The following is an 11891-nucleotide window of genomic DNA, read 5'->3' as shown; positions in this document are numbered from 1 at the left end:
CGATGCCTTGTATCTCGGTGAATGTCGTCCGGCCGGCCCGCAGGTTGCGGCCGGACGTCGGCTGCGTCTGGCTAGTATCGGTCAGCGAGCCAGATGGCGCGAATCTGCTCGGCCAGCTGCATCGGGTCGAATGGCTTGATGATCACATCGCGGGCGCCCAGCTTGCGCAGGTGTTCGATCTCGCCGGGCTGCACCTTGGCCGTCATGAATGTTACCGGAATCCGCTCCAGGTCGACGCGCTCGCGCAGGTTGAGCAGCGTCTGCGGTCCGTCCATGCCGGGCATCATCACGTCGAGCAGGATGAAATCCGGAGCGAAGGCTTCCACCTCTTCCAGCGCCTGGGCGCCCGAAGAGCAGGACAGTACCTGGTAGCCGCCAATGGCCTCCAGGGCCAGCTTGGTCACCGCCTGGATGGAGGGATCGTCTTCAACGTGCAGGATGCGCCGGAGCTCGGCCATTGTGCCTCCATGGGTCGGTTTGCATGGGCGTCCGCATCAACGGAAGCATCAGGATAGTTCGGCCGCGGCCGGCACGAGCGGCAGCTCGCACCAGAAACAGGCGCCATGGCCGGGTTCGGAATCGAAGCCGATCCGGCCGTGCATGTGTTCGATCAGCTCCTTGCTGATGGCCAGACCCAGCCCGGTACCGCCCTTCTGCCGAGTGTCGGAAGAGTCGGCCTGAGAGAACTTCTGGAAAATCCGCGCGCGAAACTCCGGCGCGATGCCCGGGCCCTGGTCGCGTACCCAGATGCGCACCCAGTCGCCGCGGCGTTCGCCGCCCAGCAGCACAGTGCCGCCTTCGCGCGAGAATTTGACCGCATTGGAGATGAGATTGGCCAGTACCTGCTGCAACCGGTCGTCGTCTGCCATCAGCCGCAGCGGCGGTGTCGGCAGCAGTTCGAGCTGCACGTGGTGCTGCGTGGCGTAGCCCAGGTTGGCGCCGACCGCCAGCTGCAGCTGCAATGGCAACGAATGTTCTTGCAGGGCGAGGGCCATCTTGCCCGCGACCAGCTTGTCCATGTCGAGCAGGTCGTCGACCAGGCGGCCAAGGCGCAGGCTGTTCTGGTGCGCGATGTCGAGCATCTGGCGCATGCCCGGCGTCGGTTCGCCCAGCGCGCCGCCGACGATCAGGCCGAGCGCACCGGAGATCGAGGTCAGCGGGGTGCGCAGCTCATGGCTGACGATGGACACCAGCTCGCTCTTCATCCGCTCCACGCGCTTGCGCTCGGTGATGTCGCGCACCAGACCGATGAACTTGCGCTCGCCGTGATGGCTGATCTGCGACACGCGCAGCTCGATGGTGAATGTTTCACCGTTGCGCCGCAGCGCGGTGAGTTCGCGGTTCTGCTCCAGCGCGTGGGAGGTGCCGCGCTGCGTGTAGTTGTCCAGGTAGCCATCGTGGGCCGAGCGGTCCGGTTCGGGCATCAGCATCGACAGGTTCTGGCCGAGCATTTCCGCGCTGCTGTAGCCGAAGATCTGCTCGGCGGCGTGGTTGAAGGTTTCGATGATGCCGCGTGCGTCGATGATGATGATCGCGTCGATCACGTTATCGATCAGCATGCTCAGGTACTGCTCGCGCTCGCGCATCTCCTGCTTGGCCAGCATCTGGTCGGTGACGTCCCAGACGAAGCCGTCGCACCAGCCGATCGGGTCGTCGCGCTCGCGCAGGACACGCGCCTTTTCACGCACCCAGACGGTAGCGCCTTCGGCGTTGATGAGCCGGTAGGTGCCTTCGAACATGCCCTGCTCGGGATGCAGGCGGGCCAGTTCCAGGTCGTCTGGATGGATCAGGCTGGCATAGCTGCGTACGGGATTGCCGACGAAATCGCTGGCCGGATGGCCAGTCAGCCGCTCGATGCCATTGCTCAGATAGCTCATGGTGCGTTCGCCATCGTTGCGGCAGCGGTAGACCACCCCGGGCAGGTTGCCGACCATGGCGCGAAAGCGACTCTCGCTTTTCTGCAGCGCGCGGGTGGTTTCCATCAGTTCGGTGATCTCGGTGACGAAGCCGTGCCACAGCACCGACCCGTCGGGCAGCCGCTCGGCGCTGGCGCGACCCTCCGCCCAGAGCAGACCGCGTTGCGGATGGTGGATGCGGAACTCCACCGCGCCGCGGCCCGGACGCGCGGCCAGGCGCAGCAACGCGATCTTCAAGCGGGACAGGTCCTGTGGGTGCACACGGCATAGCGCCTGGGCAGCATCCTCCAGCAGACGCTGCGGATCGGTGCCGTAGAGTTCGCGGGCACCCTCGCTGACATAGAGGAATGCATAACGACCGTTGGCGAAGCGCTTGAGCTGAAACACCATCCCTGGCAACAGGCTGGCGATCTTCTGGGCACGGTCGTACAGGCGTTGCTGGCGGCGGCTCTGTTGCTGCTGGGCGAACTGATGCTGCCGTTGCACGCTGAGGCGCCGTTGCAGCAGGAACGCCAATGTCAGCAGCAGGGCTTCGGTGGTGAGCCAGGCCAGGCCCCACTTGACCAGCAGCCGCTGCTCGGCTCCCTGGTGCTCCGCTTGCATGCTGCTGATGTCACGCCAGACCAGCGCCGCTGCCAGCGGCGCGGTGGGCTGGGCCTGGTGATCCGTCTGCAGTGGAATCTGGTTGAGCATGTAAGTGCGCCCGTCAGCGCTCAGCAGGCGCAGCACCATGCCACTCTCCGGTTCCGGCAGCATCCCGGTCTGCGCCCAGTGCAGGATCTGCGTTGCCGAGTGGCCGGTGAGCTGCCAGTCGCTGCCGGCGTGCAGGTGAACGCCGCTGGGCGCGTCCAGTCCGGCTGCTTGCAAGGCGGCGCGGTTGACCACCAGGGCGAGCCCGGCGGCGAGCTGCTCGCCCAGCTCGGCCAGGTCCGGCAGCACGTTGTACCCCACTTCCAGCGCGCCGATGACGTCCTCGGCGCGATCATCCTCACCATACAGCGGGATGATTGCTCGGCTACTGGCGCCGAGCGGATCGACCTCCACCCCGGTCTGCACGGCACCATCGCGCAGCGCCTGTTGCAGCATCGGCCGGCGGGCTGCCTGCATGTCGCCGAAACGCTCGGGTTGCTGCATGCGTAAGACGGTGAGTCCGCTATCGCCCCAGAACAGCTGCAGCTGCAGACCCTGGTGGCGCTGCATCGACGTCCAGGCGGGCGTCAGGGCGGCTTGCAGGCGCTGGCGGGCCAGTTCGATGCGGGCGTCGTCCAGCGTCGCGCCGGCGCGCAGCGCACCGTCGATACGCCGCATCTGCCGCTGGACTTCGGCATTGCCGGCCAGGGCGCTGGCGACCATATCGGCCTGACGTTGCTGATTGGACTGCGCACTGCGCAAGGCCAGGCTCTGTAGCTCGCCATGGGTTTCGATCTCCAGCTGCCAGGCGGCATCGCGGGCGCGGTAATCGTTGAACGCCAGGCTGCCGAACAGCAGCACGAGCAGCAGGCTGCCGAGCGCGAAGGTCCAGTGCGGTGTGGTGCCGACGTCGCTCATCGACGTGTCGACCGTCGCTGGTGATGGTCGGCCTGCATCGCACGCGCGCAGCGATAAGCATGCTCTGCGCTGTACCCGGCGTATGACCTATGCATGGTGACGCACCATCCTGAGGGAAAAGGAGCAATGATAGCTCTATGCCAGCACTTGCCGATAGCGAGCATTGCCGGCGCGGGCCGGCGCCCACAGTTTGCTGCGGGTGATTGATTGCAGCCGAGGCTGGTCAAAAAATCACCAGAATTGCGACGGTCGGTCGGCCGTCGTGTTCGCCCCAACGTAGGGGAGTGATAGGCTGCAGGAAGGTCAGCAGCGGCGGAGGTCGCCGGTGCGGCTAATCCAAGAGGCACCCCGTTACTATGTGGCACACCGGTTTACTCGACCTTTCGGTCTGGCAACTCATCGCGACCACGCTGCTGCTGACTCACGTCACCATCGTCAGCGTCACGGTCTACCTGCACCGTTACTCGGCGCACCGCTCGCTGGAACTGAATCCGGCGCTCAAGCATTTCTTCCGTTTCTGGCTGTGGCTGACCACGGCGATGAACACCCGCGAGTGGACCGCCATCCACCGCAAGCACCACGCCAAATGCGAAACGCCTGACGACCCTCACAGTCCGGTGCACAAGGGCCTTTCGACGGTCGTGCGCAAGGGCGCCGAGCTGTACATGGAAGAGGCGAAGAACGAGGAAACCCTGCGTATCTACGGCAAGAACTGCCCGGACGACTGGATCGAACGCAACCTCTATTCGCGTTTCCCCAACACCGGCATCGTGCTCATGCTGCTGATCGACCTGGCCCTGTTCGGCGCGCTCGGCCTGACCGTCTGGGCGGTGCAGATGATCTGGATTCCGTTCTGGGCCGCCGGTGTGGTCAACGGCCTCGGTCATGCGGTCGGCTATCGCAACTTCGAATGCCGCGATGCGGCGACCAACCTCGTGCCCTGGGGCATCCTCATCGGCGGCGAAGAGCTGCACAACAACCACCACACCTACCCAAACTCGGCCAAGCTCTCGGTGCGCAAGTGGGAGTTCGACATGGGCTGGGCCTGGATACGTCTGTTCAGCCTGTTCGGACTGGCCAAGGTCAACCGCACCGCGCCGATTGCCCATCGCATCGAAGGCAAGCAGCAGCTGGACATGGACAGCGCCATGGCGATCCTCAACAACCGTTTCCAGATCATGGCGCAGTACCGCAAGCTGGTCATCGTGCCGCTGGTGCGCCAGGAGCTGAATCGCGCCGACGCCACGCTGCGTCATCAGCTGCGCCGCGCCAAGCGCCTGCTGTCCCGTGAGCCGAGTCTCTTGCAGCAGGAACAGCAAGCGCATATCGACGTCATGCTGGCGCAGAGTCAGGCACTCAAGGTGATCTACGAGAAGCGTCTGGCGCTGCAGCAGATCTGGAGCAAGACCAGCTCGAACGGCCATGAGATGCTCGCCGCCATCAAGCAGTGGGTGCACGAAGCCGAGGCCAGCGGTATCCAGTCACTGCACGAGTTCGCCGGGCACCTGCGGACCTACTCGCTACGTCCATCCGTCGCCCCGGCCTGACCTTCGATCGGCTCAAGCGGCGCGCGTCCGCGGCCCCGGAACTTTGCGCCTTGCCGACTTTCTGAACAGCACTCTAAAACCATGCAGTACCGCCGCCCTGCGCGGCGGTCGTTTCAGGAAGATGGGCTATGCGGCTGGCGAGCAATCAGGGTGATTCGGGAATGAGGATGCCTCCAGGCGGCGACGCGCAGACGTTGCTGGCGCTGATGCACGCGCGGGCGGAAGCAGCGCGACTGGGGGAGCGCGAGCAGCTGTTCAGCACCCTGCTGGGCGGCGTCAATGCGGTCCTCTGGGCATTCGACTGGCAGGCGCAGCGCATGATCTACGTCAGCCCGGCTTACGAGCGCATCTTCGGTCGCTCGCCGGCGCTGCTGTTGGCCGACTATGGCGAGTGGCGCAACGCGATCTATCCCGATGATGTGGAGTACGCCCAGAAGAGCATGCTCGCCGTGCTCGACGAGGGTGCCGTGGAAACCCGCGAATACCGCATCATCCGTGGCGACGGCCAGCTGCGCTGGCTGAGCGACAAGTGCTTTCTCGGGCGGCCGGGCGAGAAAGGGCAGAGCCCGATCATCGTCGGCATTGCCGAGGACATCACCGAGAAGAAGCAGCTCGAAGGCGAACTGCAGCGTCTGGCCACCACCGATGTGCTGACCCAGAGCAGCAACCGCCGGCACTTCTTCGAATGCGCCCGCGCCGAGTTCGAGCGTGCCCGGCAGTTCGCTTCGTCGCTGGCGTTCCTGCTGCTGGATATCGATGACTTCAAGCGCATCAACGACACCCATGGTCACCAGATGGGCGATCAGGTGCTGCAGAAGGTCGCCCGCTGTGGCGCATCCGTGCTGCGCCAGAGCGACCTGTTCGGGCGCATCGGTGGTGAGGAGTTCGCCGCGGTGCTGCCGGGCTGTCAGCCGGATCTGGCCGAGCAGATCGCCGAACGCCTGCAGCGCGAGATCGAGCGGGTGGTGTTCACCGCCGAGAACGGCGAGCGCTTCCGCGTCACCGCCAGCCTCGGCCTGACCTACCTCAGGGCCAGCGACGCCGAGCTGAGCAGCGTGTTCGCCCGCGCCGACGCGGCGATGTACAGCGCCAAGCGCCTGGGCAAGAACCAGGTGATCGTCGGCTGAGACCCTGCCGGGGAGGCTGCTCAGCGGGCCAGCTCGTCGTAACCGCCACCGGTGAACTGCAGCAGGCAGAATCCATGGCCGAACGGATCGGCCATGAGCGCCAGTTTGTGTCCGACCTGCGCGGTAATCGGCTGTTCCAGGCGTGCGCCATGGGCGATGGCCCTGGCCGCGGCGGCTTCGATATCGGTGACGACAAAATCCAGATGGATCGGCGTCCAGTGCCGCTCGTAGCTGCGCTGCTGGGCCTCTCCCGGGGTTGCGGCGCTGCCCGCGTCCTTGAGCAACAGATAGATCGGTGTCGGGCCGCCGAGCATTTCCACCGCGAAGCTGCCGAGGCGGCGGCCCTCACGAAGGTCGAACACCGACTGGTAGAAGTCGACGGCCCGCTCCAGATCGTCGACATCCAGGTTCACCAGAAACTCCATCGAAACCTCCTCGTACCTCAGGCAGGCTCAAGGCAGCTGCGTCAGCGTAACAGCGGTGCCGGCTGCTGCTGGGTGATGCAATGGATGTTGCCGCCGCCGAGGAGAATCTCGCGACCCGGCACCATCACCACCTGATGCTCCGGGAACACCTGCGCCAGGATGCGTTCGGCTTCGGCGTCCAGCGGGTCACCAAAGGCCGGCGCGATGATGCCGCCGTTGACGATGAGGAAGTTCACGTAGCTGCCGGCCAGGCGGATCGACGGGTCACGCGGCTGGCTGCCGTCCAGCGCAGCGACGCCGGCGCATTCTTCGGCGCTCGCATGCAGCGGGCCGGGGATCGGCATCTTGTGCACGGTCAGTGCACGGCCCTTGGCGTCGCGAGTGGCCTGCAGCACGGCCATGGCCGCCTGGCAGCGCTCGAAGTTGGGGTCGTTCGCGTCGTCGGTCCAGGCCAGCAGCACTTCGCCCGGGCGCACGAAGCAGCAGAAGTTGTCGACGTGGCCGTCGGTTTCATCGTTGAACAGGCCGTGCGGCAGCCAGATGATGCGGTCGACCGCCAGGTGCCCGCGCAGCACCGCTTCGATCTGCTCGCAGGACAAATGCGGGTTGCGGTTGCGGTTGAGCAGGCACTCCTCGGTGGTGATCAGCGTGCCTTCGCCGTCGACATGGATCGAGCCGCCCTCGAGCACGAAGCCCTCGGTGCGGTAACGATCGCAGTACTCGATCTCGAGGATCTTGCGCGCCACTTGGTCGTCGCGCTGCCAGTCTGCATAGAGCCCGCCGTCTTCACCGCCCCAGGCGTTGAACATCCAGTCCACGCCGCGCAGCCCACCGTTGTTGTCGACAACGAAGGTCGGCCCGGTGTCGCGCACCCAGGCATCGTCAGTGCTGATTTCCACCACGCGGATGCGCGGATCGTCCAGTGCTGCGCGGGCGGCCAGGTACTGCTCGGCGCTGGCGCAGACGGTGACCGGCTCGAAGCGGGCGATGGCCTTGGCGACTGCGGTGAACGCGGCCTGCGCAGGCGCGCCGTTGTCACGCCAGTTGTCCGGGCGCTGCGGCCAGACCATCCAGGTCTGGCTGTGCGGCGCCCACTCGGCGGGCATGAAGTAGCCGTCTTGGCGGGGCGTGGAGCTGAGGGTGGTCATGGCTGAGGTCCTGGTAGGGTGGAAAACGGCCGCAGGCCTTTTCCACCACGTGGCGTCCCTGGTGGAAAACGCTGCATGGTTTTCCACCCTACGTTCACTCCGACGGCGTCTGGCCGTCCAGGGTCTTGATCGAGCCGTAGAGGTTCGGCCGGCGATCGCGGAACACGCCCCAGGCGCTGCGGATATGCTCGAGCTGATCGAGATCGAACTGATGCACCAGCACGCCTTCGCTGGTTTCGTCCATTTCCTCGACCTTGGCGCCGAACTGGTCGGCGATGAACGACGAGCCGTAGAAGGTGATGTCGTAGCCGTCCTGCTCTTCGCGGCCAATGCGGTTGCTGGCGATCAGTGGCATCAGGTTGGCGCCGGCGTGGCCCTGTTGCACGCGCTGCCAGTGGTCGCGTGAGGTGATGTTCGGATCATGCGGCTCGCTGCCGATGGCGGTCGGGTAGAACAACAGTTCGGCGCCCATCAGCGCCATGCTGCGCGCAGTCTCGGGGAACCACTGGTCCCAGCAGATAGCCACGCCGATCTTGGCGTAGCGGGTGTTCCACACCTTGAAACCGGTGTCGCCCGGATTGAAGTAGTACTTCTCGTGATAGCCGGGGCCGTCCGGAATGTGGCTCTTGCGGTAGACGCCGAGCAGCTTGCCGTCGGCATCGATGATGGCGATGGAGTTGAAGCGTGCGCGGCCGGCGAGCTCGAAGAAGCTGATCGGCAGGACCACCTGCAGCTCGGCGGCGACCTTCTGGAAATGCTGGATAGCCGGATTTTGCTCGACCGGTGTGGCCAGCTGCAGGTATTCGGCATTGGGCTTCTGGCAGAAGTAGGGCGTCTCGAACAGCTCCTGGATGAGGATGATCTGCGCGCCCTTGGCGGCGGCCTCGCGTACCAGCTTGTCGGCATTGGCGATGTTGGCCTGACGATCCCAGGAACAGGCCATCTGGGTGGCGGCAACGGTAACGACTCGGGACATGGAAACCTCGCGGCTGCGGTTGAAGGGACGGCGGCTATCGAAGGTGCAAATTTATTCGATAGTTATCCGGATTGATAGTGGTTATATGATCGAAAAGCCGATGGGGAACGACCATTTATCGATATTTATCGATCAGCTTTCGGCTTGTTCCCGCTTGGGCAGGTACGGCGGCAGATACAGGCCGAGGTAGGCGTCGAACACCCGCATGCCTTCCTCGGCCATCCGCGGCGTCAGGCTGCCGTACAGCTGTATGGATCGAGCATAGACGCGGTCGCCGAGTTCCAGTGCCAGCGCAAAGACATCGATGTCCTGCGGCAGCGGCGGCAGCGCGAAGTGGCGTTCGAACACGGCCTGCATCGCCTGGCCGAGTTCCAGGTCCAGGCGCTGGTCGGTCTGAGTGACTTCGCCGAGACCATGCTGCACCAGGATCAGTTGGCGGGCGGCGCTGTCCTGCTGGTAGATCGTCAGCATGCGCTGTTCGATCAGTCGCGAGAGGTCGTGCCAGCTGTTCAGGCTCTGGTGATCGATGGGCTGTTCGAGGCTGGCTCTGAAGGTCGCGTGGACGTCCGCCGTCAGCGCTGCGAGCAGCGCCGGCACACCGGAGAAGAAGTGATAGACGGAAGAGGGCGGAATGCCGGCGCGTTCGGCCACGGCATACACGGATAACGTCGTGGCGCCCTGCTCGGCGAGCAGTTCGCGGGCGCTGGCGAGAATCTGGCGAATGCGCGTCTGGCTGCTGGCGCGCGGGCGACGACTGGGCGTCGCGGGACTGGACTTGGTCATCGGCCTATTTGAAGCCAGCACGGCGATGGATGCAAACCGCCGTGCCGGATGTTCTGGCGCTAGACGGTGTGCAGATACCAGTTGTATTCCAGGTCCGAGATCGAGTGCTCGAACTCGGCCAGCTCGCTTTCCTTGCAGGCGACGAAGATGTCGATGTAATCCGGGCTGATGTAGCGCGCCATGATCTCGCTGTCGTCCAGCTCGCGCAGGGCGTCGCGCAGGTTGGTCGGCAGGCTCTGCTCGACCTGCTCGTAGGAGTTGCCCTCGATGGGCGCGTCCGGCTCGATCTTGTTGGTCAGGCCGTGATGCACCCCGGCAAGAATGCTCGCCAGCATCAGATACGGGTTGGCATCGGCGCCGGCAACCCGGTGCTCGACGCGCACGGCGTCAGGGCTGTCGGTCGGCACGCGCAGCGCCACGGTGCGGTTGTCCATGCCCCAGCACGGCGCATTCGGCACGTAGAACTGCGCACCGAAGCGGCGATAGGAGTTCACGTTCGGGCAGAGGAAGGCCATCGAGGCAGCCATGGTTTCCTGCAGACCACCGATGGCGTGGCGGAGTGGTGCGCTTTCCAGCGGATTTTCGGTGGCGAATATATTGTTGCCATTCTTGTCGAGCAGCGAGATGTGCACGTGCAACCCGTTACCGGCCTGGCCCGGATAGGGTTTGGCCATGAAGGTGGTGTCCATCTCGTGGTCGTAGGCGATGTTCTTGATCAGCCGCTTGAGCAGCACCGCGTAGTCGCAGGCCTTGATCGGGTCGGCGACGTGGTGCAGGTTGACCTCGAACTGCGCCGGGGCGCTCTCCTTGACGATCGCATCGGCCGGGATGCCCTGTTCCTTGGCGCCCTCGAGAATGTCCTGCAGGCAGTCGACATATTCGTCGAGGTCGTCGATCAGGTAGACCTGGGTCGAGTGCGGGCGTTTGCCGGAAATCGGCGAGCGCGGCGGCTGCGGCCGGCCGTTGATGTTTTCCTGGTCGATCAGATAGAACTCGAGCTCGAAGGCGGCGCAGATGGTCAGGCCGAGTTCGTCGAACTTGCTCACCACCTGACGCAGGACTTCGCGCGGATCGGCAAAGAACGGGTCGCCGTCACGCTCGTGCATGGTCATCAGCAGCTGCGCGGTGGGACGCTTCTGCCAGGGCTCCTTGCACAGTGTGTTGGGGATCGGGAAGCAGGTGCGGTCGGAGTCGCCGATGTCCATGCCCAGCCCGCTGCTTTCAACGGTGATGCCGTTGATATCGAGGGCGAACAGCGAAGCGGGGAGGTTGATACCTTTTTCGTACACCTTGTGCAGGCTGGCGCGCTCGATGCGCTTGCCGCGCACGACTCCATTCATGTCGGTGATCAGCAGATCGACGTACTGAACCTCCGGATGTTCCTTGAGAAATGCGTTAGCTTCGTTGAGCTGAACGGCACGCGGCGGGGCCATGATGAATTACCTTAATTGTTAAAAATTTCAATCATCAGATGCTTGTCTTGGAGTCAATCGAAAAGCCGGTTCACTGTCAAGAGTAGCCCGCCAGCGCCCCATGAGTGCCCATGACAGGCCTTTTTTGGGGCATCTCCAGCGCGCTGAAGTTATAGCTCGCCGAGCTAATGCTCGGGCTATTGTCTATAAAAATGAACAAGACTACTCTCCGGTATGCCTTATCCGAACGACGAGTATCCCATGTCGCGCAAGCCACTGATCGGCGTTTCCGCCTGCACCAGGCAGATCGGCCACCACAGCTTTCACATCGCCGGTGACAAGTACCTGCGTGCCGCGGCGATCGCCGGCGTGCCGCTGGTGATCCCGGCGCTGGACGAGCTGATCGACCCGGCGACCCTGCTGGAGAGTTTCGACGGGCTGTTGTTCACCGGCTCGCCGTCGAACGTCGAGCCCCATCATTATGGCGGGCCTGCGAGCGACGCGGGCACCCATCACGATCCGCTGCGCGATCGCCTCACCCTGCCGCTGATCCGTGCCGCGGTCGAGGCCGGCATCCCGGTGTTCGGCATCTGCCGTGGCTTCCAGGAAATGAATGTGGCCTTTGGTGGCAGCCTGCATCAGAAGGTTCACGAAGCCGGGCCTTACCAAGACCACCGCGAGCGCCCCGATGATCCGCTGGACGTGCAATACGGCCTCAGCCATGCGCTGCACGTGCAGCCCGGCGGCCTGCTCGAGCGGCTCGGCCTGCCGGCGCAGATTCAGGTCAATTCCGTGCACGGTCAGGGCGTCGAGCGACTCGGCGGCGGCCTGCGCATCGAAGCCCTGGCACCGGATGGGCTGATCGAGGCGTTTTCCGTCGAGCAGGCACGCAGCTTCGCCCTCGGCGTACAGTGGCATCCGGAATGGCAGGTGCATGAGCATCCGCATTATCTGGCGCTGTTCAGGGGTTTCGCCGAGGCGTGCGCGGCCCGCGCCCGACAACGCTGAC

Annotated in this window: 10 protein-coding genes; 3 read left to right on the top strand and 7 right to left on the bottom strand. The window is 64.5% G+C overall.

The annotated features are described in order from the left end of the window. Nucleotides 1-71 precede the first annotated feature (71 nt). Both EA798_RS11800 and EA798_RS11795 read right to left on the bottom strand, forming a co-directional pair. Nucleotides 72-458 (bottom strand): response regulator, encoded by a 387-nt coding sequence (locus EA798_RS11800; protein ID WP_122099059.1) that lies wholly within the window; start codon nucleotides 456-458, stop codon nucleotides 72-74. Between the two features lie 48 nt (nucleotides 459-506). Continuing rightward, the gene (locus tag EA798_RS11795; protein ID WP_122099058.1) at nucleotides 507-3464 is read right to left on the bottom strand and encodes a PAS domain S-box protein; all 2958 of its coding nucleotides are present in this window, start codon (nucleotides 3462-3464) and stop codon (nucleotides 507-509) included. Nucleotides 3465-3820: 356 nt separating this feature from the next. Between EA798_RS11795 and desA the strand changes: the two genes are divergently transcribed. Together desA and EA798_RS11785 are read left to right on the top strand one after the other, a co-directional pair. Beyond that, a complete protein-coding gene (gene desA / locus EA798_RS11790; RefSeq protein ID WP_122099057.1) occupies nucleotides 3821-5011 on the top strand; it encodes a delta-9 fatty acid desaturase DesA in 1191 nt (396 codons plus the stop codon). A gap of 128 nt (nucleotides 5012-5139) precedes the next feature. Further along, nucleotides 5140-6138 carry a GGDEF domain-containing protein gene (locus EA798_RS11785; RefSeq protein ID WP_106157069.1) on the top strand — a complete coding sequence of 333 codons (999 nt, stop codon included), beginning with the start codon at nucleotides 5140-5142 and terminating at the stop codon, nucleotides 6136-6138. A 20-nt stretch (nucleotides 6139-6158) separates the two neighbouring features. Here the strand turns inward: EA798_RS11785 and EA798_RS11780 are convergent, their stop codons facing one another. The 5 genes from EA798_RS11780 to EA798_RS11760 all read right to left on the bottom strand — a co-directional run bounded on the left by EA798_RS11780 (nucleotide 6159) and on the right by EA798_RS11760 (nucleotide 10906). After that, on the bottom strand, nucleotides 6159-6563 hold the full coding sequence (locus EA798_RS11780) for a VOC family protein (protein ID WP_122099056.1): 405 nt from the start codon (nucleotides 6561-6563) through the stop codon (nucleotides 6159-6161). 41 nt (nucleotides 6564-6604) lie between these two features. Next, on the bottom strand, nucleotides 6605-7711 hold the full coding sequence (gene aguA, locus EA798_RS11775) for an agmatine deiminase (protein ID WP_122099055.1): 1107 nt from the start codon (nucleotides 7709-7711) through the stop codon (nucleotides 6605-6607). A 94-nt stretch (nucleotides 7712-7805) separates the two neighbouring features. Then, nucleotides 7806-8687, bottom strand: a complete 882-nt coding sequence (gene aguB, locus EA798_RS11770) for an N-carbamoylputrescine amidase (protein WP_122099054.1) — start codon at nucleotides 8685-8687, stop codon at nucleotides 7806-7808. A 132-nt stretch (nucleotides 8688-8819) separates the two neighbouring features. After that, a complete protein-coding gene (locus tag EA798_RS11765) occupies nucleotides 8820-9470 on the bottom strand; it encodes a TetR/AcrR family transcriptional regulator (RefSeq protein ID WP_122099053.1) in 651 nt (216 codons plus the stop codon). 59 nt (nucleotides 9471-9529) lie between these two features. Next, entirely contained in the window at nucleotides 9530-10906 is a 1377-nt protein-coding gene (locus EA798_RS11760; RefSeq protein ID WP_085990603.1) for a glutamine synthetase family protein, read from the bottom strand. 237 nt (nucleotides 10907-11143) lie between these two features. Between EA798_RS11760 and EA798_RS11755 the strand changes: the two genes are divergently transcribed. Then, nucleotides 11144-11890 (top strand): gamma-glutamyl-gamma-aminobutyrate hydrolase family protein, encoded by a 747-nt coding sequence (locus EA798_RS11755; RefSeq protein ID WP_122099052.1) that lies wholly within the window; start codon nucleotides 11144-11146, stop codon nucleotides 11888-11890. Nucleotide 11891: the final 1 nt, after the last annotated feature.

The sequence above is a fragment of the Pseudomonas songnenensis genome (assembly GCF_003696315.1).
Taxonomy (GTDB): domain Bacteria; phylum Pseudomonadota; class Gammaproteobacteria; order Pseudomonadales; family Pseudomonadaceae; genus Stutzerimonas; species Stutzerimonas songnenensis.
The sequence above is the reverse complement of the archived record's forward strand: the minus strand, read 5'-3'. Positions and strand labels throughout refer to the sequence as shown.

Excerpts from the sequence above, each read along its gene's own strand:
- EA798_RS11800 (WP_122099059.1), bottom strand. The coding sequence starts at position 458 with ATGGCCGAGCTCCGGCGCATCCTGCACGTTGAAGACGATCCCTCCATC.
- EA798_RS11795 (WP_122099058.1), bottom strand. The coding sequence starts at position 3,464 with ATGAGCGACGTCGGCACCACACCGCACTGGACCTTCGCGCTCGGCAGC.
- desA (WP_122099057.1), top strand. The coding sequence starts at position 3,821 with ATGTGGCACACCGGTTTACTCGACCTTTCGGTCTGGCAACTCATCGCG.
- EA798_RS11785 (WP_106157069.1), top strand. The coding sequence starts at position 5,140 with ATGCGGCTGGCGAGCAATCAGGGTGATTCGGGAATGAGGATGCCTCCA.
- EA798_RS11780 (WP_122099056.1), bottom strand. The coding sequence starts at position 6,563 with ATGGAGTTTCTGGTGAACCTGGATGTCGACGATCTGGAGCGGGCCGTC.
- aguA (WP_122099055.1), bottom strand. The coding sequence starts at position 7,711 with ATGACCACCCTCAGCTCCACGCCCCGCCAAGACGGCTACTTCATGCCC.
- aguB (WP_122099054.1), bottom strand. The coding sequence starts at position 8,687 with ATGTCCCGAGTCGTTACCGTTGCCGCCACCCAGATGGCCTGTTCCTGG.
- EA798_RS11765 (WP_122099053.1), bottom strand. The coding sequence starts at position 9,470 with ATGACCAAGTCCAGTCCCGCGACGCCCAGTCGTCGCCCGCGCGCCAGC.
- EA798_RS11755 (WP_122099052.1), top strand. The coding sequence starts at position 11,144 with ATGTCGCGCAAGCCACTGATCGGCGTTTCCGCCTGCACCAGGCAGATC.